Raw genomic sequence first — 26,757 nt, 5'->3', positions numbered from 1 at the left:
GTATCATAATCAGTCACACAGACTATCATTGATATGCGATACAGAGAGGTGATTCTTCGGATTATTTCTTATTCTTCTCCTCTACCCTCTCCTGATGTGAGCCACCCCGTATTGAAACAGCGAACCGGATTTGGCGGTAATCTGTCCCGAAATCTATTTCGCATAAACAGGCATTACAATAAATACCGGAACATTAAAGAATAAAAAAGAATTAAGACAGGACATTAAAAACCGGAATAAGAAGGGAAATCTTAAACAACAGACTCACACAGAACACCATATTTTTGAATATATGGTATCTGTGTGAGTCTCTTTAACTTGTGATAAATCTTTATTTCAGATTCGGATTCGCATTCGTTTCTTTTTCAGGAATAGCATACAGATAATATATACTATTGGGTACAAATTTAGTTCCATCGGGGAAAGAAGTAAACCAATGTCCTTCCGGATGATACTTCTTGAAAGTGCCGTTCTGCTGCCAGCAATCGTACTCTTTAGCAGCTTCCACATCAGTCAGTGCCACACGTACCACAGGACGTTGCGTACGGAGAACGTCAGTGATACCAAACCCTTCGCCCCACAATTCGCGACGACGCTCCATCAGAATTTCGTCAATCACCTGTTCCTGTGTTTTTCCGGTAAGATCATAGTCAGTCAGTCCGCGGGCATTCCTTAAAGTGTTAAGCGGTTTTACCGCTTCGCCCAATTGACCTTTACGTGCCAAAGCTTCGGCAGCTATCAGATACATCTCGGCAGAACGCATAATGACAATATCTCCCGTCTGATCAGAGCGGATACGGAACTTGCGGTATCCCAGATAACCTTCACGCATCCACTGGAACAATTCCAGACGGATATCACCTTCGGTAAAAGTATCCTTGAAATGCGGATCGGCCATAAAACTATTATATGAATCGGGTTCCACCACATCCAGATAATAGAAGTTATAGCTGGCATCGGACTGGCTGACAGATTGCGGATGTCCCCAGATCCACTCGGTATTCGATATATCGTTGAAACCCATATAGTTTTTGGCGTCCGTCATCAAAGTATAGCCTTTGGCTGCTTCAAGCGCGGCTTTAGCAGCTTCGTCCCACTGTCCGGTGAGCAGATAAGTACGGGCCAGGAGTCCGTTTACCACATCAGTGTTAGGTTTATATTTCGACTTGTCGTTCGGACGTACATAGCCGTCAAGAAGCCCTTTGGCACGGTTAAGGTCATTAATGATCTGTGTATAAATCTCTTCAAGAGTCGCCTTCCCCTTGGGTTTGGTATTCGGATTGGTGGGTTCGGTATATAATGGCACACAAAGAGCATTCTTATCTTTCAGATAGGTGAACTGATAATGCTGTGCCAAATGAAGATAACAGAAAGCACGTACGGCGAGTGCCTGTCCCTGGGCATGCCGGAATTCCGGTGTATCATCATCCCCGGTAGCTTGGATAGAAATGGCCGTATTACAGTTATCAATAGTCTTATACATCAGATACCAGGCAAAAGTGGTACGTCCGTCGGAGGGCATCACCACGTCGTTGAACTGATAAGAAGAATTAAACCCGTACATGGGACGCGAAACTACGTCGTCAGCCATCATGTCGTCCTGGCACATCAAAGCACGATAGCCGATGTTGGCATAAGTGGTACCATATTCGAACAGATTGTACCACGCACCGTTAAAGATGCGTTCGGCATTCGAAGGCACGGGTACGAGACCGGAATCTACGGCATCTGTCGGCTTATTGTCTAAGAAGTCACTGCTGCAACTCCCCAGAAACAAAAGAAAGAAGAGAAGGAGAAAGGGAACCTTACCTTTAAGGATCTTATCTCCGGAGGCATTACTCACGGAAGTCTCTCTCCTACCCTCTTTCCGAAGAAAAAGAGAAGAGGAGATACGTCTGTTATTGTTAAATCGTATTGTTCTCATATCATCTATTATTTTATACTTTACTATATATGATTTATTCATGATTAAATCGAGCTGAAGCATACTATTGCAACAGTACCTTTTCTGAGGATTAAAACCTTAGAACGAAACATTGATTCCTCCTGAAATGGAACGCATAGCCGGATAACGGTAATATGTCAACCCACTGATATCCTGTTCGGGATCGAGTCCCTGATTCTTCGAAACGGTAAGCAGATTATCGGCCTGCACAAACAATTGCAGGCTGTTCAGGCTGATCTTCTTTATCATCGGTTGCGGGAAGTTATACGATAGTGTGATATTCTTCATCCGCAGGAACGAGTTATTAAACAGGTTACGCGTCGAATTTGCATTCCAACTGTTCGATACGGTTTTCAGTGCCGGTACATCAGTATATCGATTCTCCGGTGTCCAACGGTTCAGAATTTCTGTCGACCAGGCACGTCCAGTAGAACTTCCGTTATGCCATAGCATAGTTACGTCACGGTCCACGATATAATTTCCGATACTATAGGCAAAAATTGTCGATAGTTCAAAACCCTTATACGAGAAAGCGGTATTAAATCCCCCGTACACTTTGGGTAAGGATGATTTGCCGGTATAGTAATAATCCGCCTGGGCATAGTCATTGGTAGTCGTACGCCCGGTGATCTTGTTATTGGCATCCTTCACATTTTTGTACCACAACGGATCACCGTTTTCCGGATCAACTCCCGCCCATTTTTTCATGTAGAAATCATAAACAGAACGTCCCACAGCCAGTTTATGAACTCCGCTCACAGGCATATCTTTCAATGGAAGGTCAGTCACGACATTCTTATAATGTGTCAGGTTAAGCCCCAATCGCCACATAAAGTCCCGGGTATGGATTAAGGTACCTTTCAGATCAATTTCCACACCGGTATTCTTCAATTCGCCTACATTCTCGTCCACTGAATTATAACCGAGTGAAGGGGCCAACGGACGGGAATAGAGCAAATCTTTCGAACGCCGTTGGAAGAAATCGAACGAACCGGAGAATCGATTGTTGAACAATGAGAAGTCAATGCCGGCATTGAAATTCAGGTTGGTTTCCCACTTCAGTTTTGGTGTAGCCAGACGATCGGATACCAATGCATTCTCTCCGTTATTACTCACCACCGAATAAAGTCCGCTGCTGGCATAATACGTTCCCAAATTATCGTTACCCTGCGCACCATAACTAACCTTCAATGTTAGGGCAGAAAGCCAGTCGCTCGTAGCCACCATGAAGTCTTCACGATCGATACGCCAGGAAGCACCGACGGACCAGAAATTACCCCAACGGGTCTCTGGAGCAAAACGGGAAGATCCGTCCCGCCGATAAGAACCTGAAAAGAAATATTTGCTTTGATAGTCATATTGGGCATTTAAGAAGTACCCTACCAACGAGTAATTAACGCGGTATCCTGTCCCTCCGGTTACCAGCGAACCGACAGCCAGTTCGGGAAAATCAGGCAATGCCATATTCGAACGGGATGCCCGCAACACATCGTAACGGTAAGAATAAGCCTCTTGTCCGGCCAACAGGTTGAAATGATGCTCTCCGAGGGTTTTGTCATAAGTCAGGATATTATTCCAGGTCCACGAAAAAGTACGGTCGTTTTCACGACTCGATGAACCTCCGGTATTAACAGCCGGGCCTATTTTAGGGTTGGTATAGTCGAGTGAATTATAATTGATCAGGTCGAAGTTGAAGCTGGTTTTAAACTTCAATCCTTCGATAAAGGTAACTTCAAGGAAAGTACGTCCCGAAAATTCATCTTTCATACGCTCCGACTTATCATTGGGTAATGTAGCCGGAAGGTTCCAGTTAGCCATCGAACCGGACGGACGGTAAGAACCGAAATCGTATATCCGCTGTCCCTCGGAATCCAGTTTATAGGTTCCGTCTTCGTTCATCTGATAGATGGGATAGAACCCGTTCATCAGACGGCCGGCATTGATGACGTTACTTGTTTTCGTATCCGATGATACAGGATAATTCTGCAAAGAGTGGGCAAAGCTCATGTTCACTCCTCCCCGAAGCCATTTGGTCATCTGGCTTGTCACGTTCGAACGGAGATTAAAGCGTTCATAGCCGGACTCCAAGGCAATACCTTTATCATTCAGATATCCGGCAGAAAAGTAATATTGATTGGTTTTGCCCCCTCCTGAGACATTCAATCCCAATTCCGTGCGAAGTGCCTGCTGCTCCATGGCATCCTGCCAGTCGAAATTCCAGAGTGGAACGGCCCCGTCCACCAATTTTCCATCCGTGCCTACCGGCTGAGGGTATTTAGCGCCATAAGGATTGGGGCCACTCCCCATCAGTTTTCCTACCAAGTCTTTAGAAGCTTTGATAGCCGCTGTCTGAGGAGTATAATTCTTTGTATCCAGTGCATATTGGTTACGTAAAGCCTCCCAATAAAGTTCGAAGTACTGATCGGTGCCGATCCGGTCGTAATCGCGTACCGCGCGATTGGAGCCACCGAAACTGGCTTTCACATTCACCGTAGTCTTCGAATCGCTTTGTCCCTGCTTAGTGGTGATAATAATTACACCATTGGCACCACGCGAACCGTACAAAGCAGCCGAGGCCGCATCTTTCAGAACCGTCATCGATGCAATATCTTCGGGGTTGATAGAGTTCACACTGCCGTCATAAGGCACACCATCCACTACATAAAGAGGTGCACTGGACGCATTGATGGATCCGATACCACGGATACGTATGGTCGCATCGGTACCCGGCTGACCGCTTGCGGCACTTGCCTGCAGACCGGCTACGGTTCCTTCAAGGGCACGTGAGACACTCGAGGTTTGTAACTTTGCTATCTCGTCACCTTTAACGGTAGAGGCGGCACCGGTGAAACTATATTTCTTGGCAGTGGCATAGGCTACTACCATCACTTCTTCCAATTGTTTGCTGTCGGGCACCAGTTCGACATTGATCACTGAGCGTCCACCCACTTTATGTTCCACAGATTTCAGTCCGATAAAACTGAATACCAGCGTACCATCGGACGGTACATTAATGGAATACTTACCGTCGATACCCGTAATGGTACCGACACTGGTTCCTTTCACTAATACCGATACACCGGGCAACGGGTCTCCTTCGGACACAACAGTGCCCGAAACACGTATGTCATTCATTGTCCCGGCATGTAATGCTGCAACCGAAACCACAAAGAGCAACGTAAATAATAGACGTAAATTGGTCTTCATACCTTAAGTTTAGTTATGTTTAAATTAGAATCTTTTGTTTAACACACAATCCGGCAGATTGTTGTTAAAAGCTTTGAAATTGTTGTTTTATTCTTGAAGGTGTGTCAAAAGCCACCTACATTTTTTAATTAATTTTCACGGATCATTCCATGCTGCAAAAGTAGAGTATAGGGGTTGTTCCCGAAATCCCTTTTATAGGGGATTCTTGTACCGCATTTGTGGTAGAAGTGACACTTCTGTTTACAAACCGATGCTATTCCCTTGGTCATTCCGTAGATTCTTTGTAGCTTTGCCCCCGTCCGATAACAAGATATCCCCCATATAGCTTATGAAAAAAGAAAGGTATATATCGCATTCGTTCATCCGCTTCCGCCAGTGGAGCCGGAAAGCCTATGCCATATTCGCCACTTTGGGATTGTGTGTCACCATCGGACAATTGAGAAAGAATGTCACGGAATGTGCGTTGTGCAAGCAACAGACTCCACATACGGAAGGAATTGATCCGCAAGGTGAAACAGAAGATTCTGTCCCGGAAGAAGATTGGGAGAGTACCGTACTGTCTCCCACACCCTTACTCTTTCTTTTCATTCCATTTCAATCTTTGAAATATTCTTATTCAGGTGCCGCGCAGTCAACTGTTGCGACATCCGTTTTATACATTTCATATAAAGAGGTTGCCTCCCATCCAAATGGGACCGGCAACCTCTTTTTTAATTCCCCATCCTATGACCATTGAAGAAATCAAAAACCAAGTATTACAGGGAACGGCCATCAGCCGTGAGCAGGCCGAATGGCTGGCTCAATTTCCCCGAAAAGAAGAGTTGTACGATGCAGCGCACGAAATCACCCGTTTCTGCGCTTCACAGGAGTTCGACATGTGTTCCATCATCAATGCCCGTTCGGGACGCTGCCCCGAAAACTGCAAATGGTGTGCACAGTCATCCCACTACAAGACGAAGGCAGATGTATACGATCTGGTGAGTGCGGAAGAGTGTCTGCGTCAAGCCAAATACAACGAGGCGCAAGGAATCAATCGTTTTTCACTGGTGACCAGCGGTCGGAAACCTTCGCCTAAAAACATGAAGGAACTTTGTGTAGCCGCACGACGGATGCGACGTCACTCGTCAATCCGGCTATGCGCCTCACTGGGACTATTGGACGAAGAAGAATTACAGGCACTGTACAATGCCGGAGTCACCCGGTATCACTGTAACCTTGAGACTGCTCCTTCACATTTCGACTCACTCTGCACCACACATACACAGGAGCAGAAACTGAAGACCCTGCATGCCGCACGACGGGTAGGAATGGACCTTTGTTGCGGCGGTATCATCGGTATGGGCGAAACCGTGGAACAACGGATCGAGTTTGCCTTCACGCTCCGCGAGCTCGACATCCAATCCATCCCGATCAACTTGCTGCAACCCATACCGGGCACTCCGCTCGAACATCAGTCACCGCTCAGCGAAGAAGAGGTACTGACAACAGTCGCCCTTTTCCGTTTCATAAATCCTACAGCCTACCTGCGCTTTGCCGGGGGACGTTCGCAGTTAACGCCCGAAGCTGTCCGGAAATCGCTCTATATCGGCATTAACTCCGCCATTGTGGGAGATTTGCTGACTACTCTTGGCTCTAAAGTATCGGATGACAAAGAGATGATTCTCTCGGAAGGCTACCATTTTGCCGACTCACAGTTCGACCGCGAACACTTATGGCACCCGTATACTTCGACTTCCAATCCACTTCCGGTCTATAAAGTGAAACGGGCTGACGGTGTCACCATCACACTGGAAAGCGGGCAGACACTGATCGAAGGTATGTCATCGTGGTGGTGTGCAGTCCACGGATACAATCATCCGGCATTGAACCGGGCAGTACAAGAGCAACTCAGCAAGATGTCTCACGTCATGTTCGGCGGACTTACACACGATCCGGCTATCGAACTCGGCAAACTGTTGCTGCCACTGGTTCCACCTTCCATGCAAAAGATATTCTATGCCGATTCAGGTTCGGTAGCAGTTGAAGTAGCAATGAAAATGGCCGTACAGTATTGGTATGCAGCCGGGCAACCGGAAAAAAGTAATTTCGTCACCATCCGCAACGGTTACCACGGAGACACTTGGAATGCCATGTCGGTATGCGATCCGGTAACGGGAATGCATAGCATCTTCGGTTCGGCACTCCCTATCCGCCATTTCCTCCCCGCCCCTACTTCACGGTTTGGAGACGAATGGGATCCGGAAGACATCCGTCCGCTGGAACAACTGCTGGAAAAGCAGTCCGGAAAACTGGCAGCTTTCATTCTCGAGCCAATTGTACAAGGTGCGGGAGGCATGCGGTTCTATCATCCGGAATACCTGCGGCAAGCTGCAAGCCTCTGCCGACAGCATGGGGTATTGTTGATCTTTGACGAAATAGCGACCGGATTCGGGCGTACCGGAAAATTCTTCGCCTGGGAACATGCCGGAGTAGAGCCGGACATCATGTGCATCGGAAAAGCCCTGACAGGAGGATACATGACCCTGTCGGCAGTACTGACCACCAATGAAGTAGCAGACTGCATCTCCAACCATTTCCCGGGTGCCTTCATGCACGGGCCTACGTTTATGGGAAATCCTCTGGCATGTGCCGTGGCGTGTGCATCGATACGGCTGCTTCTGGAATCCGGCTGGCAAGAAAATGTAAAACGGATCGAAGCACAACTAAACCGTGAACTGGCTCCGGCGCGTAAGCTTCCTCAAGTGGCGGACGTACGGGTATTGGGTGCCATCGGAGTGATCGAAATGAAAGAACCGGTGGACATGGCACATCTGCAACGCCGTTTTGTAGAAGAAGGGATCTGGCTGCGTCCGTTTGGTAAACTGGTATATGTAATGCCCCCGTTTATCATTACATCCGAACAGTTGACGAAACTGACGGAAGGAATGATAAAATGTATAACCGACGGCTCCACCTGTCTCTAAACTGATCAGAAATGAATATAACTCACCACAGATTACACAGATTCTCACAGATTAATAATTTATTTTACTGCGAGTTAAATTAAAATATCTGTGTTAATCTGTGTAATCTGTGGTGAACTCAAAAACATTACAATCATGAACTATAATCAAGAAACGGAAGGCTATGAATCCGTCCGTTTCTTTGAGGAGTTGAAACTTCTCAAAGAACAGAATAATTTCCGTATCCTCCCTACCCTGATTCATCAAGGCAAAGAGGTCATCATTAACGGGCAACGGATGCTAAACCTATCGTCCAACGATTACTTGGGACTGGCCAATGATACTGTCTTACTAAATGCTTTCTGGCAGACAGTAAAACCGGAAGAAGTCAAATTCTCTTCCTCTTCCTCCCGTCTGCTTACCGGTAATTTTGCCGCATACGGTGAACTGGAAGATCTCTTGTCCTCACTTTTCGGAACAGAAGCAGCATTGGTATTCAACTGCGGATATCATGCCAATACAGGTATTCTGCCAGCCATATGCAACACAAAGACACTGATTCTCGCGGACAAACTGGTACATGCCAGCCTGATAGACGGTATCCGGTTATCGGAGGCCAAATATATCCGTTATCGGCACAATGAATACAGCCAGTTAGAAAAATTAGTTGAAACCCATCACAAACAATACGAACAGGTGATTATCGTTACCGAAAGCATCTTCAGTATGGATGGAGACGAAGCAGACCTGCCCCGGCTGATCAAGCTCAAACAAAAGTATCCGAACATACTGCTCTACGTGGACGAAGCCCATGCGGTAGGTGTCCGGGGAGCAGGCGGACTGGGATGTGCCGAAGCTTACGGATGCATAGCGGATATCGACTTTCTGGTAGGTACTTTCGGAAAAGCGCTGGCTTCTGCCGGAGCCTACGTAGTATGCAGACAAGTAATACGGGATTATCTGATTAATAAGATGCGTCCTTTCATCTTCACCACCGGCCTTCCGCCCGTCACCCTGCAATGGACTTCATTCGTACTCCGCCATTTGGCGGAATATCAAGAAAAGAGAGAACATCTGGCAGCCATCAGTAAGCGTTTGCGAGTTGCGCTCCGGGAGAAAGGTTATTCTTCCACTTCAGTCAGTCAGATCGTGCCTATGGTAGCAGGTGAAAGTGTAACCGCCATACAAATAGCGAAAGAGTTACAACGCAAAGGATTCTACGCATTACCTGTCCGTCCGCCTACAGTACCGGAAGGTACTTCCCGCATCCGCTTTTCACTGACCGCAGACGTGACAGACGAGGAAGTGGAAAAACTCATATCAACAGTAAATGATAATCGATGAACTGTAAACGATGAATGATAAACTGTGAACGATAAACAATAAAGCTATGATACTTAAAAGACTATATCAAACAAAATATTCTCAGAACTCTCCTCTCCCCGGGAGAGAGACCGGGAGTGAAGTCATTCTCTTCTTTACCGGATGGGGAATGGACGAAACTCCCTTCATACATTATCTCCCACAACATAGAGACTTGATTATCTGCTATGATTACCGTTCCCTTGACTTTGACAAGACGTTGCTCTCCACATATACCCAAATACAGGTTGTAGCCTGGTCAATGGGAGTATGGGCTGCTTCACAAGTGCTGCAAGGCAGTAACCTTCCCATAACGCAAAGCATTGCCATCAACGGTACTCCTTTCCCCATCGATGACGCAAGAGGAATCCCTCCCGTCATTTTTGAGGGCACACTCAACAACCTCAGCGAAGCAACGCTACAGAAGTTTCGCAGACGGATGTGCGGTTCGGGAAGTGACTTTAAGGCTTTCTGCGAGATAGCTCCCCAAAGAACGGTTGAGGAGTTGAAAGAGGAACTGACCGCCATCCGCAAGCAATGCAACGAACTGCCCCCATCCGCCTTTGTCTGGAATAAAGCGATCATCGGAGAATCAGACCATATCTTTCCGTCCCGGAATCAGGAACAGGCGTGGGAAGGACATTGCACTGAAATACAACGATATGAAGGAGCACATTATGACGATAAGATATTGAAAGAGAACCTCTCTCCCATTATTCCCTTTTCCAAACAACTGATCGCCCAACGCTTCTCGAAAGCAATCGATACCTATCCTCACGAAGCCCGCGTGCAACAGCAGATTGCCCGGAAAATGTGTACCCTGTTACAGCAGCACCTCCCCCGGCAATCTTTCCGCCGCATCGTAGAGTTCGGTTGTGGCACGGGTACTTACTCGCGTTTGTTGCTCCGTTCGTTTCGTCCGGAACGCTTACTGCTGAATGATCTCTGTGAAGAGATGCGCCACAGTTGCGAAGATATCCTGAACGAACAGGTTTCTTTCCTTCCCGGAGATGCCGAAGCACTTGCTTTTCCCCACGGAACAGAACTGATCACCTCATGTTCCGTCCTGCAATGGTTTGAGCATCCTGACGCTTTTTTCCGCAAATGCGAAAACATCTTGAATGCAAAGGGATACATCGCCTTCAGTACATTCGGGAAAGAAAACATGAAAGAGATCCGTCAACTGACCGGACAGGGACTCACCTACCGTTCGAGAGAAGAACTGACTGCTTCGCTCTCGGCACTATACGACATCGTGCATACGGAAGAAGAAGTCATCTCACTGAATTTCAGCAATCCGATGGAAGTACTTTATCACCTGAAACAAACCGGAGTGACGGGTACCTGTAACAGAGCCTGGACCCGGAGCAGACTGAGCCTCTTCTGTCAGGAATATGAGCGTCTGTTCAGCCCTGGTAAAGGCTCTGTTTCACTGACCTATCATCCCATTTATATCATTGCAAAGAAAAGATAATAACGACCTGCGGGTCTCAAACATAAGAAGTATGAAAAAGAATGTGTATTTTATCAGCGGCATCGATACAGATGCAGGAAAGAGTTATGCCACAGGTTATCTGGCACGGGAATTGAACCAGAAAGGTCAACGTACCATTACCCAAAAGTTTATCCAGACCGGAAATTCGGGTCATTCGGAAGATATCGACCTGCACCGCCGCATCATGGACATCGCCCTTACCGAAGACGACCGGGAGGGATTGACCATGCCCGAAATCTTTTCTTATCCCTGTTCTCCACATCTCGCCTCACGTATCGACGGACGGCCCATCGATTTCGACAAGATAGAACGTGCCACAGAAGAGTTGAGCCACCGTTACGACATCGTCCTGCTCGAAGGTGCCGGCGGACTGATGGTTCCACTCACCGAAGAGTTCCTGACCATCGACTATGTAGCGCAAAAGGGTTATCCGTTACTTTTTGTCACTTCGGGCAAGCTGGGCAGCATCAACCATACTCTCCTCAGCCTGGAAGCTATCAAAAGCCGGGGCATCGAACTGGATACGGTATTATACAACCTCTATCCCACAGTCGAAGACCGAACCATACAAGAGGATACACAGCAATTTATCCAACGGTATCTGCAGAAGCATTTCCCGGAAACTAAATTCAGGACAGTACCGGAATTATAAACGCCACGGTACACGATTGCAAAATCTCTTTCACCACAGATTAACGGATTACACAAACAGGCAATTCACGGATAAGCAACTCCGGCTGTTATATCTTTGTGTAATCTCTTAATCTGTGATGATAACAAGTATTTTAATTGCTGTTTACGGAAACTTTATACCGATGATAAATGTTTATTTCATGACATTAGTTTTTAGACACATCAGGTTAAATAGAAGTTTTCAGTATGAGTTTCAACATTGTAAAAAACGACAAGAAGCGTGTCATCATCGTAGGTGGTGGCTTCGGTGGTCTCAAGTTGGCCAACAAGCTAAAGAAATCTGGCTTTCAGGTTGTTTTAGTAGACAAGAACAATTATCATCAGTTTCCTCCCCTGATTTATCAGGTCGCATCCGCCGGACTTGAACCCAGCTCTATCTCCTTCCCTTTCCGGAAGATTTTTCAGAAGCGAAAAGACTTTTACTTCCGCATGGCAGAGGTACGGGCCATTTTCCCCGAGAAAAAGATGATCCAGACTTCCATCGGTAAAGCAGAATATGATTACCTGGTATTGGCAGCCGGCACTACTTCGAACTTCTTCGGCAACGAACATATCGAAGAAGAAGCCATGCCTATGAAAACCGTTTCGGAAGCCATGGGATTGAGAAATGCTCTGCTGGCAAACTTTGAACGGTCAATCACCTGCGCCACAGAACGTGAGCGACAGGAGTTGCTTAATGTTGTCGTAGTGGGCGGAGGAGCCACCGGAGTGGAGATAGCCGGAGTACTTTCGGAAATGAAAAAGTTCGTACTCCCCAATGATTATCCGGATATGCCCAGCAGCCTGATGCACGTTTATCTGATTGAAGCAGGAGACAGACTATTGGCCGGAATGTCCGAAGATTCATCGCGTCATGCCGAACAGTTCCTACGCGAAATGGGAGTCAACATCCTGCTGAACAAGCGGGTGACGGACTACAAAGATCATAAAGTGGTGTTGGAAGACGGGACAGAGATAGCCACACGCACCTTCATCTGGGTGAGTGGTGTGGCAGCTATCACCTTTGGCAATATCGGCGGAGAGTTACTGGGACGGGGAAGAAGAATCAAGGTAGACGAATTTAACCGTGTACAGGGAACTGAGCATATTTTCGCAATCGGCGACCAGTGTATCCAGACCACGGACAAGAACTATCCCAACGGACACCCTCAACTGGCACAAGTAGCCATCCAACAAGGAGAGCTGCTTGCCAAAAACCTGCAAAGACTGGAAAAAGGAAAACCGATGCAACCGTTCCATTACCGCAACCTGGGATCGATGGCAACCGTAGGACGCAACCGTGCCGTAGCAGAGTTCAGCAGTTTCAAAACCGCCGGATGGCTGGCCTGGGTGATGTGGCTGGTTGTTCACTTACGTTCCATCCTGGGAGTGCGAAACAAAGCAAACGTATTGCTCAACTGGGTATGGAATTACTTCACTTACGACCAGTCTCTGCGAATGATTGTTTATGCAAAGAAAGCAAAAGAGGTGCGTGACCGTGAAGAACTAGAAGCAAAAACGCATTGGGGTGAAGAGAACCATACACAGCAATAAAGGAATTATCGCTCCGCTCAGGAATCAGAGAAATTAAACCAACTGATTTTGCAATGACTTTTAATCCACTACAGAGTACACAGAGAGCACAGAGTTTTTAATCTCTGTATACTCCGTGTACTCTGTGGTGAATTGTATTCGTATCTATTCCGTCAGGTTACTCATATCGTAATGACCGTGCCGGTTTTCCCACTATGATCTTCACTGTCTGGCAGGCTACTGTCACAAACGAAATCAGCAGCATCAACACTACCGGAATTATAAAGAACCATGCTTTCAAGTCCGTGCGGAAAGCATAATGACTCAACCAGGCATTCATGCTGAACCAGGCGACGGGCAGCGCAATGACTACTGCTATCAGGATCAATTGGAAGAAGCCTTTACCCAGTTGATAGAACAGATTCCAACGGGTAGCCCCCAATACTTTCCGGATCCCCATCTCCTTGGTACGCGTCGAGCACGAAAACATTACCAGTACCCACAATCCCAGACAAGAGATGAAAATAGCCAGACCTGTAAAACAGCCGATCATGACACCGAACACCTCGTCCTGCCGATACTGATGATCGAAGAACTGGTCGAGGAAGAAGAAGTCGTAACTGGAATCTTCGAAATAGCGATGCCAGATCTCCTCAACCTGTGACACCAGCTCCTTCGGGTCGCCGGACTTCATCACAACAGAGATATACCGCTGCGGCAACCAGTCGATTTTATCTTTATGAATCAACATAATCGGCGTATAGTTTTTATTGAGTGCCTGCTGGTGATAATCCTTCACCACGCCGATGATCTGCATCGGAGCATCGGTACATTCCACCTCTATCTCTTCGCCGAGAGCCTCTTCGTTAGAAGCAAGTCCTAAGTTACGGACAGCAGACTCGTTGACCACCAACTTATTCACGTCGTCTCCATAATCCTCGGAGAACCCGCGTCCAGCCACAAGCTGAAGTCCGTAAGCATCGATGTAGTCCGGGTCACACACCAGCATTTCATAGAGCCGGTTTTGCTTCAAAGCGTCGCTTTTCCGGCGATTGGATAAGAAGGTAGCCACCTCTTCACCCGGAACCGCACCGGAAAAAGTGACTTTATCCACCAAAGGCAGACGGGCAATAGCTTTCTTCATGGCTTCGAGTTTGGTATTCATCCCTTCGGTCCGTCCGGGAAATTTCACCACCAGGGTCTGGTCCGTCTTCACTCCCAACGACTGACTACGCATGAAGTTCAACTGCGCAAACACAATCAATGTACCGCACAACAGAATCATGGAAGCTGTATACTGAACAACCACGAGCACTTTGCGAGTGCCTTCTCCCGACTTACTGTTGAGGAACTTTCCCTTCAGCAACGTAATCGGTTTACGATTCAGCAGTGCCAGCGCAGGATAGTAACCAGAAAGGAAAATACCGCCAACTAACACGAACAACAGTAACAGCCACCAATATCCGGTCAACCAGACAGAGAAGGTAACCGTACGGCTTACCAACTGATTGAAATATGGAAGAACCAGTTCAATCAGCCCCACAGCCAGCACAAAAGCAACCAAGTTCATCACCAAAGCCTCAAATAAGAACTGTGAAATAAGCTGTTTGCGGAAAGCTCCTATCACCCGGCGTACCCCTACTTCCTTGGCACGTTCCATCGAACGGGCTACGGTCAGGTTGATATAATTGATCCAGGCAATTGCCAGAATGGCTATGGCAGCAAAGATCAGGGCAATCATCGCCGTGTGGTTTCCCTTGATCTCGGCCTCGTATCCCACTTGGGGTTTGAGATGGATATCGGCCAATGGAGTCAGTGAAACGCCCCAAATTTTGTTCTTCAAAGCCTCGTCCGTCTTATATTTCTCCACCATTGCCGGAAACGCTTCTTCTATTTCTGCCTTCCTTTCGGGAGAATCGAGTAATACGTAAGTATAGACCTCGTGCTTATACCAATAATCATGCAAATACTGTCCGAGCGATTTATAGGAAATCAGAAAATTGTAATGGACATGTGAATTGGAAGGCATCTCTTTCATAACACCGGTCACTTCGCAAACCACCTTGTCATAAGGTCCCGTAAAGATAAGTATCTTACCGATGGGATCTTCATCCTGAAAATATTTACGGGCAATCCGTTCGGTGATGACCACCTGCCGGGGCATGGAGAGGCAAGTGACCTTATCTCCCTTCACCAACTCAAAGTCGAACAAACGGAAGAAGCCGGGATCGGCATAAGCAATCTGGTTTTCACGTAAAGTAAGTTCACCATACTTCACAATCTGTTCCGGCTGATACAAGGAGACCACCCGCGTATAGTCTTCAATTCCGGCCAGATTCTCTTTCATGGCCGAACCATAACCAAACGAACTGCTGGCCCAATAGTCGGTCTGTACTTCGCCTTCATAGAAAGTGCTTTCCACACGGAAAATGCGTTCGTACTTCTCGTGCATCTTGTCGAAACTGAACTCAAAAGTGACATAAGTCAATATCAGCAAGGCAGATGCCATGCCGACTGCCAATCCGAAAACATTGATGAAACTGAATCCCTTCCGTTTCATCAGGTTACGATAGGCACTATTCCAATAATTCCCTATCATACGCTCTCTGTATTAGTCCCGGAAGTTTCGACCAACGGACGGTTGATATTCTCGGCTACGATCTTCCCATCGAGCAGGCGGATAATCCGGTGGGCATAAGTCGCATCACGCTGCGAGTGAGTAACGATGATGATGGTAGTCCCCTGACGGTTCAGTTCCCGTAGTAGCTCCATCACTTCCACACCGTTTACCGAGTCGAGGTTTCCGGTCGGTTCATCGGCAAGCAACAATTTACAGTCCGTCACCACGGCACGGGCTATGGCGACGCGCTGTTGTTGTCCACCGGAAAGTTGTTGCGGAAAATGATTGGCACGGTGCAACAAGTTTACCTTCTCAAGTACCTGTTTCACCTTTTCTTTCCGTACGGCAGGTTTCATGCCCAGATATACCAGAGGAAGCTCCACATTCTCGTATACGGTCAGTTCGTCAATCAGGTTGAAACTCTGGAAAATAAATCCCAGATTTCCCTTACGCAGGGCCGTCAGTTGGTTCTCGTTCATCTTGTCCACCTGTTTGCCTTCGAAGAAGTAAGAACCGGAAGTGGGTGAATCGAGTGTACCCAGGATATTCAGCAGAGTAGACTTGCCACACCCGGAAGGACCCATGATAGCTACAAATTCTCCCCGCTCCACTTGCATGGTCACTTCATTCAACGCTTTGGTCTGCACCTCCTCGGTGGTGAAGAGCATAGACAGTTTTTCTGTTTTAATCATAATCGTTATATATTATATTAGTTATTCATATTTTAAAATGCGCATAGGTTTCTGGCGGATGGTACGCCATACCTGTTGGAACACAGTGAGAAAGGCTATCAGCATCAGCAGTACAAAAGTGGCTGCATATATCCACCAGGACAGCGAAATGTGGAAAGCGTACGTTTCCAGCCAAGCATTCATCAGCACTGCCGATACAGGAATACCGATTGCAGATGCCAATACGGTAAGCAACAACAGTTCTTTGGTCAGGACAAAGAACAGGCTGGTTTTATTTGCGCCGAGCACTTTGCGGATACCCACCTCCTTCAAACGTGACAAAGTGGAAAACAGTGTTACAATCCACAATCCAAGGCAAGCAACAAATACAGCAAGCAATGAGGCACTGGCAAATATCCAGCCAAAATTACGATCGGATTTGTATAGGAATTCATTAAAATCATTCAAAAAGAAATAAGAAAATAAAGAAGTCGGGAAGTATTCACGATACATCTGTTCAATTCCCGTCAAGACGCCGGCATCCCCCTTTCCTTTCAGACAGACAGAAATATAAGGCGTTGCAATAAAAGGAACACGCTCTTTCAAAAAGAAAATGATAGGCTTGTAAGCCACGGCAAGCGATTGCTGGTGGTAGTTCTCCACCACTCCTATTATCTCAAGCGGGTCACTAACCACTTCCATTTTAAGTTGTTGCCCCAACGCCGCTTCTGCCGATTCGTAGCCCAACAGCCTGACAGCTTCTTCGTTAAGCACCACCCGGTTAAGATCGCCACCATAATCTTCGGAAAAACTTCGTCCGCAAACCATACGGGGCATATAAGCAGACAAATAGTCGTAATCGACAGAAAACATCTGTATCAATTTTACTTGTGAGGGATCGCTTCCATACGGCCGATTGGTAAAATAGTTGGCAACTTCCACACCGGGAACAGCTCCCGAAACTGTCACGTGACTTACATCCGCCCGTTGCTTCAAACGTTTGGTGAAGCTCTCCATGCGCAGCGACAGTCCCTCAGTGAACGAAGGATATTTAATGACCAGAATGCGGGTATTCAGATCCGATTCGGCCTCACGCTGCATGTAACGGACCTGTTGAAACACAGTAAACGTGCCTGCAATCAGAACAAAAGAAGCCAGGAACTGAACAACAATCAACGCCTTTCTGATCCGGTTGCCTCTCTTTCCGTGCAACAGTTTACCGCGCATAATCTCCGACGGACGGATAGTGACCATCAGCCAGGAAGGATAAAGCCCTACAACCAACGTACCGATGATAACCACTCCGGCTACAATCCCCCAGAAAGCGGGTTGCATAAGTATGTCTGTCCCGAAGCTTTGCCCTGCCCAGCGATAGACAAGAGGCAAGAGGAGTTCCAACCAGCCGAAAGCTATCAACGTAGCCAGCAAGTTCATGAAACCGGACTCAAGAAGTCCCTGGATAATAATCTGACGGCGCGAAGCACCAAAAGCTTTACGGAGCCCGAACTCTCGTCCACGCTCCAAAAAGCGGGCTACGGTCAGGTTCAAGGCATTTGCCCAACCTATCAGCAGCAGAATGGCGGACATTACGAACAAAATAAGAACTGCCGTCCGGCTTCCTTTCACCTCTTTCTCGTATGCTTTTTGAGGAGTAAGGTGAATGTCTTTCAACGGGATCAGTTCTACAGCCCAGGTTTTATGTTTCAGTGCATCAGTCTTGTACTTGTCGGATATGCCACGGAAAGCCTGTTCAATTTCTCCCGGAGTCTTTCCGGGCATCAGGCGGACGTAAGTATATACACCGTGAATGTACCAGATGTCCTGCCGTTCCTTGGGAATCGTATTGTAGGAAAGCAGGAAATCGTAGCGCAGGTGCGAACGGACAGGCATATCGGCAATAATGCCCGTTACTTCAAAGTTTTGCTGTGATGAAGAGGTACTGAAGGTCAGTATCTTGCCTATCGGGTCTTCTTCACCAAAATAGTGGCTTGCAGCGCTTTCAGTCAGTACCACCGTATTAGGGCGTACCAGTTGCCCGGCCTTTTCTCCTTTAACTATGGGGAAGTTGAATATTTCGAAAAAGGCAGGCTCGGTATAGCAGTAATGTTCCTCGGCAAATCTCCTGTCGAAGTAATTCACTACCTGCTCGCGATCCTGAGCCGTAACACGGACGTACTTCTCAATTCCCGCTATTTCCCTGTTCATGGCAGGAGCATGCCCATAAGCCGTAGTCGCCCAATTATCCGTCAGCATCTCGCCTTCATACAGTCTGCTTTCAACACGATACACACGGTCGGTATCATGAAATGAATCATAACTTAACTCCGACCAGACATAAAGCATAATAAGAAGTGCCGCCGCAATGCAGACCGACAACCCTGTTATGTTTATCAGCGTCAGAGACTTTTTAACCCGCTGGCTTCGTATCACTTGCGAAATGTAGTTCATAGTATTCGGTTCTTATTTCAATATAAGTTTCTCGTTATCCCCAAACAATTCATATCCGGATACAATCACCCGGTCGCCCGGTTTCAATCCCTCGGTCACTTCATAATATTGCGGGTTCTGCCGTCCGATCCGGATGGGACGGCGCGTGGCAAATTTACCACTTTCGTCAACAACATACATCCAGCGGCCCCCGGTTATTTGAAAGAATCCGCCACGAGGAACAAGAATGGCCTGGGCAGGATCTCCCAACTGAAGATTGATGTGATAAGTTTGTCCGGCACGGATGTTCTCGGGACGTCCGGAAGTAAATTGAAGGTCGGTGCGGAACTGGCCCTCCTTTACCTCGGGATAGAGTTTGGTCACCTCGAGTTTATAGTTTCCTCCGTCACGGGTAAAATCAGCCGGAAGTCCGGGAACCACCCGTTCCACATAATGCTCATCGATCTGTGCCTGCACTTTCAAATCGGGTGTAATGATCTGTCCGATATGCTCGCCGGCAGCAATGGACTGGCCGATCTGAGCATCGAGGTTCCCCACCTGTCCGTCTATGGGAGCTTTTACTTTCAGGTTTTCCACCCGTTCACGTACCAAGGCAAGACTACGCTTCATATTACGGATGTTTTCATCGAGACTATGAACCTGACTCTCCCTGAAAATATTGTCCTGACGGATACGTTCGTCCACAACATCCAGTTGTGCCCGTGCCGCCTCATACTCTTCACGTGCCAGCCGGAAGTCTTCCTGTGCTATCAGTTGCTCTTTGATAAGACGGCTGTACTGGTCGTAACGACGCTTCTTCACAGCCAGTTCCTTACTCAGCCCGATGCGCTCCTGCTTCAGCCGCAGGCGCTCCTGTTCCATACTGATGCGGGTGTTGCGCAACTCGTTTTCCTGATAGGCGAGATCGGCTTCGCTCTGCATGATCCCGATGTTCAGGAGCGGATTGCTGAGACGGAGAATGACGTCGCCTGCTTTGACGATGGCCCCCTCTTCTTTCAGGCGCTCCTCGACACGGCCTCCCTCTACCGCATCCATATAGATGATGCGGTTGGGCATCACTTGTCCGATGACCCGGATGTAATCACTGAACTCTCCGCGGGTAACAGTAGCAATGGTCAGCCGGTCTTTTTCTACACTCATAGAAGAGGAAGTGTCCCTGAAAATAAAATAAAAGATAAGTCCCACCAGTGCCACGGCTCCGGCAATAGCATAATAATGTTTTCGCTTCATTCCGGGCTTCCGTTCGATCATTGTATCCATAGATAGTTATTGTTTTATGTATGATTCACGTTTGTTTATAAGGTTATACCGTCAGGTCGTAAAGGAACGATGTACCGGTCACATACCCCGTATATCACTTCTCACCGGGCAACGTACAAAAACTTCCCGTCCGATAATAAGTTTCCATCTTCCGGGTCATATCCACCTGTAAGCGCACCCGGGTCAACTCGGCCTTGGCAGAGATAAAGCGATTGCGGGCTTCCATCAGCTGGAATACGGAGATAAGCCCCTCTTCCCATTTTCGTTCGGATTCTTTCAGTACCAGTTCTTCGGCCCTAAACTGCTGCAATACCTGCCGGAATTCATCATATCCGGAACGGAGAGAAAGAACCGTTTCCTCCACCTCTGTATAGAGTTGTTGTTTTTGAAGTTCTTCCTCATTCCGGAGACGGAATATATTCAACTTGTGTTTGCGCAGGGTGGTCAGTCGTTCCAACCCGCTCAATAAAGGGATGGAAATGCCGACACCGATATACTTTCCTAAATTGTCGTTCAGCTGTTTGGTAGAAAAACCGTCGAGATAACGGGAGGCCATTGAGAAACGGGCAAAAACCGTCGGCGAGAACTTACCGCCCGCCATGGCATACTCTTTACGGGCAGCCCGCTGTCTGAGTTCCATCATCCGCATCGAAGGCATTGCTACCAGAGATTGCATATAGAGCTCATCTGTCTGGGGCAGCGAACAAGGCGGAAGAGATTCGTAGTTGATTGTATCCTGAAGTACCAACGTATCCCCGGCATGCAGGTTCAACAATTGTTTCAGTTGGAGCAATGCCAGGCGGCAACCGTTCTCACGCACCTGGTAACGGTAAATATCACCCTCGCGACGGGCTTTGACTTCCTGTAAGTCGGAAACCGACTTCAAACCCAGTTCTACAAAAGCTTCGGTTTGTTTGAGATAACGTTCGCTTAGCCGGCTCTGCTCAAAAGCCAGATCGAGCATCCGCTCTTCAAGCAGGAGTTTATAATAGGCATCCGTCACCCGGCAGGCAAGTTCGTTGCGCCGTTCCTTCAAAGCCCATTCACTCCGGCTGCGGTTCATCTTCTCAAAACGTACCCGGTTGATGCGGGTGAAACCTTCGAAAAGGGAAAGCGTCATGTCCAGCCCCACGGTTCCTTCATCAAACGTATTATTGGTGTATCCGTTGGTGCTCGGATCGATGGAATGTCCGAAGTTTCGTCCGGCTTCGGCCGATACACTGACGCGGGGAAGGAAACTCCCCATGGCAGAGATATAGTTCATCCGGTTTTCCTTGATATCTATCTCGCTATTCCGCAAAGACGGATTCTGTTTCCATGCGATACGAATACATTCGTCGAGCGATCTCTCTGTCTGTGCAGACAAAAGAGCGGAAAAAAGAAATAAGGTGCAAAGTGATATAAGATGTTTCATATAAACCATCTGGGCAAAGAGTGTGCCAAAAAGAATAAACAACTAAAATTCAACCACATAGACTTATCAATAAAAAGACACCGTCCAATATTTGGACGCTACTGCGTACAGATATTGGACGGTTGACGTCAACATTCCCCGGATTTGTCCCCACATCCCCTTCCCATATAAATTCTCAATTCGAAAACGTCTAATTATTGGACACTCTCTTGCAGGGAGTTACAAAAACAAATATCTTTACCACGAACTTAAAAACAGGAAGCGAATCAAAAGGAGATATCATGAACACGGGAACTATTCTGATTGTAGACGATAACAAAGGGGTGTTGGCTTCACTCGAACTTTTGCTTGAAAACTACTTCTGCAAGATACTGACGGCTTCGAACCCGAATCAGATCACTGCCCTGCTGACGACCCACCGCATCGATGTGGTCATCCTGGATATGAACTTCTCGGCAGGCATCAATAATGGCAACGAAGGGCTGTATTGGCTGGGACATATCCGGAAGATGGCTCCTACCCTGCCCGTAGTGATGCTGACTGCTTACGGAGACGTGGAACTTGCCGTAAAAGCACTCAAAAACGGAGCCGCCGACTTCCTCCTGAAACCATGGGATAATCAGACCCTGATCGATAAAGTGACGGAAGCCTACCGCAACAACAGGAAACCTTCGGAACGGCAGACAAAGGAAAACAAAAAAGAAGGGTTCGAAATGCTGGTTGGACATTCGCCTGCCATGCTGCAACTGATGAAAGTAGTATCTAAAGTGGCACGGACAGATGCCAACATCCTGATAACAGGAGAAAACGGAACCGGTAAAGAGATATTGGCACGGGAGATTCACCGCCTTTCACCTCGCGGTGCACGCCCGATGCTGAACGTAGACATGGGAGCGATCAGCGAATCACTGTTCGAGAGTGAACTGTTCGGGCACGAACGGGGGGCTTTCACCGATGCTTACGAAAGCCGCCGGGGAAAGTTTGAGGCCGCCGACGGAAGTTCACTGTTTATGGACGAAATAGGCAACCTGCCCCTGTCGCTCCAGGCCAAGTTGCTCACGGTACTCCAAAGCCGCAATGTGATGCGGTTGGGAAGCAACAAAGTGATCCCGGTAGATATCCGCCTGATTTCGGCAACAAACAAGGACATACCCGCAATGGTAAAAGAGGGGATGTTTCGTGAAGACTTGTTCTACCGCATCAACACCATCCACCTGGAACTGCCTCCCTTGCGTGAGCGGGGAGACGACATTTTGCTCTTTATCGACGGTTTCTTACGTAAATTCGCTTCCAAATATCAACGTCAGGAAATACGGATGCACGAACAGACTGTTGAAAAATTGCGCGGGTATCACTGGCCAGGCAATATCCGGGAGTTGCAGCATGCCATCGAGAAAGCGGTCATCTTGTGTGAGGGCAGCGTGATCCGCCCTAAAGATATCTTGGTGAAACAGACCTGGCAGCCACAGGCAGCAGTCACCGTACCCAATCTGGAAGAGGTGGAACGGCAAGCCATCGAAACTGCCATCCTGCAAAACAACGGTAACCTGACTGCCGCTGCCGAGCAACTGGGCGTGAGCCGGCAAACGTTGTATAACAAGCTCAAACGATTCAAACTCTGACCCCGATGATATTCAGCCGACGCATCTATTTCATTATACTGCTCCACATCGTACTGATACTCGCTACGGCAGGTGCCGGACTATGGCTGATCTTATCCGGCACCGGATACATCATCGGCAGTATATTATTGCTATGTTCTCTTTTTCAGATCGGTGCACTGACCCGGCGGCTAAATACATTCAACCGAAAAATCAAATTGTTCTTCGATGCAGTGCAGGATAAAGACAATATGCTCTACTTTCCGGAAGTGAATGTCAGCAAAGAACAGGAACAACTGAACCGTTCGCTCAACCGGCTCAATGACCTGCTTGCCCGTACCAAAGGCGAAAACCAGAAACAGGAGCACTTCTACCGGTCGTTACTTGAAGAAGTGCCCAGCGGCGTGCTTGCCTGGGATGCTTCGGGCCGAATCATCACTGCCAACAGTGCTGCCTTCTCTCTGCTGAAGTGCAACCGTCTTTACACCGAAATGCAACTGGCACAACTGCTGAATGCAACCGGCATTCGCGACAGCCTCAGCATATCCCGAAAAGAGATGATCCTGGAAGGTGAAACCATAACCATCTTATCCATCAAAGATATCGGTGACGAGCTGAGTGATAAGGAGAGTGAATCGTGGAGCAAACTGACACATGTGCTGACCCATGAAATCATGAACACGATTGCACCGATCATTTCACTCTCACAAACCTTATCCGCATATCCGGATATCAACGAAAAGTCAGCCCGCGGGCTACGGATTATCCAAACGCAAAGCGAACGGCTGATGGAATTCACGGAATCATTCCGGCATCTGTCCTACCTCCCTCACCCGGAAAAGAAACGTTTCTCACTGACCGATATGTTGCGCAACCTGGAAGAACTGTTGCAAAGTGATTTCCGCGAACGTGGCATTCACTTCGTGTTACAATCCACACCGGATTCGATAGAAACCGACGGCGACGCAAACCAGCTGTCACAAGTATTCCTCAACTTACTGAAGAATGCGATGCAGGCTCTCGAAGGACAGACGGAAGGCAGAATCATCCTCCGCCTGCAACAGGCAGACCGTCTGCTGATAGAAATAGAAGACAATGGTCCCGGCATCCCGGAAGAGATACGTGAGCAGATCTTCATTCCTTTCTTTACCACAAAAGCGGAAGGAAGCGGAATAGGACTCAGTCTCTGCAAGCAGATCATCCGACAACATGACGGACACTTATCGATCCGTAAGAGTCGTCCGGGACAAACAATTTTCAGTATCGACCTGCCTCAGGACTGAAACATTTTAGTAGGTGTAATGTTATAAATAGAGAGGAATCTCTACTCTCCTTTTTATTTATTATGAAAGAAAAATATTGGAAATATTCTTTGATTATCATCATCATCGGGCTGGGCATCATCTTGTTCCGGCAAATTACCCCTTTTCTCGGCGGATTATTGGGAGCACTCACCATCTATATCCTGGTCCGGAGACAAATGATGTATCTCGGTGCACGAATGAAACGAAGTTTCGCAGCCCTGCTGATTACAGGTGAAGCCATCCTATGCTTCCTGGTACCTATTTCTCTGATTGTATGGATGCTGGTCAACAAGTTGCAGGACATCAATCTGGACCCACAGGCCATTATTGCCCCTGTTGAAGAATTGGCAGGGATCATCAAAGCGAAAACAGGATATGATGTGCTGGGCAGTGACACACTTTCGTTCATCGTTTCTCTGCTCCCCAAAATAGGACAGGCAGTCATGGGAGGTATCAGCAGCTTTGCAATCAACCTGTTTGTTTTGGTCTTTGTACTTTATTTCATGCTGATAGGAGGAACCAAAATGGAGTCCTACATTGACGACATCCTACCTTTCAATGAGAAAAACACCCGGGAGGTAACACACAATATCAACATGATTGTCCGCTCCAATGCCATCGGCATTCCCTTACTTGCCGTTATTCAGGGAGGAGTCGCACTAATCGGCTACTTTATCTTCGGAGCACCGAATGCCTGGTTAGTGGGTGTTCTGACTTGTTTTGCTACAATCATCCCGATGGTGGGGACTGCTCTCGTCTGGTTTCCGGTGGCTGCCTACCTTGCACTGACCGGTGAATGGGCAAACGCCATCGGGCTGGCAGCTTACGGAGGAATTGTCGTTTCGCAATGTGACAACCTGATACGCTTTATCTTACAGAAGAAAATGGCAGACACCCATCCGCTTATTACAATCTTCGGTGTAGTCATCGGATTACCGTTGTTCGGATTCATGGGAGTCATCTTCGGACCGCTTATGTTATCGCTGTTCTTGTTATTTGTCGATATGTTCAAAAAGGAATATCTGGACAATAAGAAATAAGAAAGAAACAAATCACCTAATCTCTGAAAAATTATGTACTTTTGTGACGTAAACATCTTGTAAGATTCAATGGAAACATTCACATTCAATACGGCCGAACTGATACTGCTATCAGCCGCAGGCGTTCTTTTGATCGTTCAACTTATCTACTATCTCGGACTGTATAACCGGATACACACCCACAACCTTGCTGTTGGAAAAGATGAAGTACACTTCGGACGGGAACTTCCCCCGCTGTCTGTAGTCATCTGTGCACGCAACGAATCGGAAAACCTGCGCCGAAACCTGCCCGCTATCCTGAAACAGGATTATCCGAACTTTGAAGTAATCGTCATCAACGATGGTTCTACGGACGAAAGCGAAGATCTCCTGTCAGAGCTGGAAGAAGAATACCCGAACCTGTATCACAGTTTCACACCGGACAGCGCGCGGTACATCAGCCGGAAGAAACTGGCACTGACGCTGGGCATTAAAGCCAGTAAATATGACTGGCTGGTATTCACCGAGGCCGACTGCACTCCGGTCAGTGACAAGTGGCTTCGACGGATAGCACGCAATTTCACGCCGAGTACAGACATCGTACTGGGATATAGCGGTTACGAACGGGGAAAAGGATGGCTGCACAAACGGGTATCTTTCGACTCGCTTTTCACCTCGCTTCGTTATCTGGGTTTTGCCCTGGCGGGTAAACCGTACATGGGCATCGGGCGCAACCTGGCCTACCGCAAGGAATTGTTCTTCAAAGTCAAAGGATTTTCTACCCACTTGAACATGCAGCGGGGAGAAGATGACCTGTTTATCAACCAAATTGCCAATGAAAACAATACCCGGGTGGAAACCTCACCGGATTCAGTGATACGGATGCAACCTGTGGAACGCTATAAGGACTGGAAAGAAGAAAAGGTAAGCTATATGGCAACCGCACGCTTCTATAAAGGTTCACAACGCTGGTTACTGGGGTTGGAAACCGCCACAAGGCTATTGTTTTATGTCGCCTGCATGTCGGGAATCGTATTCGGTATCCTCTCTTTTCACTGGCTGGCTACGGGACTGGCTCTATTGTTATGGATCGTACGTTATTCGGCGCAAGCCTACGTCATCAACAAAACAGCCAATGAGATGGGAGACAACCGCTCTTACTACTTTACACTACCGGTTTTCGACATCATCCGTCCGCTACAATCCCTGAAGTTCAGACTCTACCGTCTCTATCGCAGAAAGGGTGATTTTATGCGAAGATAAC

Annotated in this window: 17 protein-coding genes; 10 read left to right on the top strand and 7 right to left on the bottom strand. The window is 47.6% G+C overall.

The window, feature by feature from the left end; all coding sequences use genetic code 11:
* Positions 1-331: 331 nt before the first annotated feature.
* Entirely contained in the window at positions 332-1,924 is a 1,593-nt protein-coding gene (locus JZY04_RS01390) for a RagB/SusD family nutrient uptake outer membrane protein (RefSeq protein WP_181996357.1), read from the bottom strand.
* 99 nt (positions 1,925-2,023) lie between these two features.
* Positions 2,024-5,152: a TonB-dependent receptor gene (locus JZY04_RS01385; protein WP_122142403.1), complete on the bottom strand. Its 3,129-nt coding sequence runs from the start codon at positions 5,150-5,152 to the stop codon at positions 2,024-2,026.
* Positions 5,153-5,480: 328 nt separating this feature from the next.
* Between JZY04_RS01385 and JZY04_RS01380 the strand changes: the two genes are divergently transcribed.
* The 6 genes from JZY04_RS01380 (at position 5,481) to JZY04_RS01355 (ending at position 13,177) form a co-directional block, all read left to right on the top strand.
* On the top strand, positions 5,481-5,888 hold the full coding sequence (locus JZY04_RS01380; RefSeq protein WP_122142404.1) for a hypothetical protein: 408 nt from the start codon (positions 5,481-5,483) through the stop codon (positions 5,886-5,888).
* A complete protein-coding gene (gene bioA, locus JZY04_RS01375; RefSeq protein WP_122142405.1) occupies positions 5,878-8,115 on the top strand; it encodes an adenosylmethionine--8-amino-7-oxononanoate transaminase in 2,238 nt (745 codons plus the stop codon). The genes JZY04_RS01380 and bioA overlap by 11 nt, the downstream gene beginning before the upstream one ends.
* Positions 8,116-8,250: 135 nt before the next feature.
* On the top strand, positions 8,251-9,438 hold the full coding sequence (locus JZY04_RS01370) for an 8-amino-7-oxononanoate synthase (protein ID WP_122142406.1): 1,188 nt from the start codon (positions 8,251-8,253) through the stop codon (positions 9,436-9,438).
* A 46-nt stretch (positions 9,439-9,484) separates the two neighbouring features.
* Complete coding sequence (gene bioC, locus JZY04_RS01365) at positions 9,485-10,930, top strand: malonyl-ACP O-methyltransferase BioC (RefSeq protein WP_122142407.1); 1,446 nt, start codon at positions 9,485-9,487, stop codon at positions 10,928-10,930.
* A gap of 31 nt (positions 10,931-10,961) precedes the next feature.
* Positions 10,962-11,603 carry a dethiobiotin synthase gene (gene bioD / locus JZY04_RS01360; RefSeq protein WP_122142408.1) on the top strand — a complete coding sequence of 214 codons (642 nt, stop codon included), beginning with the start codon at positions 10,962-10,964 and terminating at the stop codon, positions 11,601-11,603.
* A 227-nt stretch (positions 11,604-11,830) separates the two neighbouring features.
* On the top strand, positions 11,831-13,177 hold the full coding sequence (locus JZY04_RS01355; RefSeq protein WP_122142409.1) for an NAD(P)/FAD-dependent oxidoreductase: 1,347 nt from the start codon (positions 11,831-11,833) through the stop codon (positions 13,175-13,177).
* A 157-nt stretch (positions 13,178-13,334) separates the two neighbouring features.
* Here JZY04_RS01355 and JZY04_RS01350 read toward each other — a convergent pair whose 3' ends face one another.
* The 5 genes from JZY04_RS01350 to JZY04_RS01330 form a co-directional block, all read right to left on the bottom strand.
* Positions 13,335-15,755 (bottom strand): ABC transporter permease, encoded by a 2,421-nt coding sequence (locus JZY04_RS01350; RefSeq protein WP_122142410.1) that lies wholly within the window; start codon positions 15,753-15,755, stop codon positions 13,335-13,337.
* Positions 15,752-16,468, bottom strand: coding sequence for an ABC transporter ATP-binding protein (locus JZY04_RS01345; protein WP_005776380.1), 717 nt, complete (start codon positions 16,466-16,468; stop codon positions 15,752-15,754). The genes JZY04_RS01350 and JZY04_RS01345 overlap by 4 nt, the downstream gene beginning before the upstream one ends.
* 21 nt (positions 16,469-16,489) lie before the next feature.
* Positions 16,490-18,895: an ABC transporter permease gene (locus JZY04_RS01340; protein WP_122142411.1), complete on the bottom strand. Its 2,406-nt coding sequence runs from the start codon at positions 18,893-18,895 to the stop codon at positions 16,490-16,492.
* Between the two features lie 12 nt (positions 18,896-18,907).
* Positions 18,908-20,155 carry an efflux RND transporter periplasmic adaptor subunit gene (locus JZY04_RS01335; RefSeq protein ID WP_220577397.1) on the bottom strand — a complete coding sequence of 416 codons (1,248 nt, stop codon included), beginning with the start codon at positions 20,153-20,155 and terminating at the stop codon, positions 18,908-18,910.
* Positions 20,156-20,249: 94 nt separating this feature from the next.
* Complete coding sequence (locus JZY04_RS01330; RefSeq protein ID WP_122142462.1) at positions 20,250-21,569, bottom strand: TolC family protein; 1,320 nt, start codon at positions 21,567-21,569, stop codon at positions 20,250-20,252.
* Positions 21,570-21,850: 281 nt separating this feature from the next.
* Between JZY04_RS01330 and JZY04_RS01325 the strand changes: the two genes are divergently transcribed.
* From JZY04_RS01325 to JZY04_RS01310, 4 genes are all read left to right on the top strand, one after another.
* Positions 21,851-23,191, top strand: a complete 1,341-nt coding sequence (locus JZY04_RS01325) for a sigma-54 dependent transcriptional regulator (RefSeq protein WP_122142463.1) — start codon at positions 21,851-21,853, stop codon at positions 23,189-23,191.
* A 5-nt stretch (positions 23,192-23,196) separates the two neighbouring features.
* Positions 23,197-24,453: a PAS domain-containing sensor histidine kinase gene (locus JZY04_RS01320; protein ID WP_005809155.1), complete on the top strand. Its 1,257-nt coding sequence runs from the start codon at positions 23,197-23,199 to the stop codon at positions 24,451-24,453.
* A 62-nt stretch (positions 24,454-24,515) separates the two neighbouring features.
* Positions 24,516-25,514: an AI-2E family transporter gene (locus JZY04_RS01315; protein ID WP_122142412.1), complete on the top strand. Its 999-nt coding sequence runs from the start codon at positions 24,516-24,518 to the stop codon at positions 25,512-25,514.
* A 69-nt stretch (positions 25,515-25,583) separates the two neighbouring features.
* A complete protein-coding gene (locus JZY04_RS01310) occupies positions 25,584-26,756 on the top strand; it encodes a glycosyltransferase (RefSeq protein ID WP_122142413.1) in 1,173 nt (390 codons plus the stop codon).
* The last annotated feature ends 1 nt before the right edge of the window (position 26,757 follow it).

This window comes from Bacteroides sp. 11BF, from assembly GCF_019633765.1.
Lineage (GTDB): Bacteria > Bacteroidota > Bacteroidia > Bacteroidales > Bacteroidaceae > Bacteroides > Bacteroides hominis.
The sequence above is the reverse complement of the archived record's forward strand: the minus strand, read 5'-3'. Positions and strand labels throughout refer to the sequence as shown.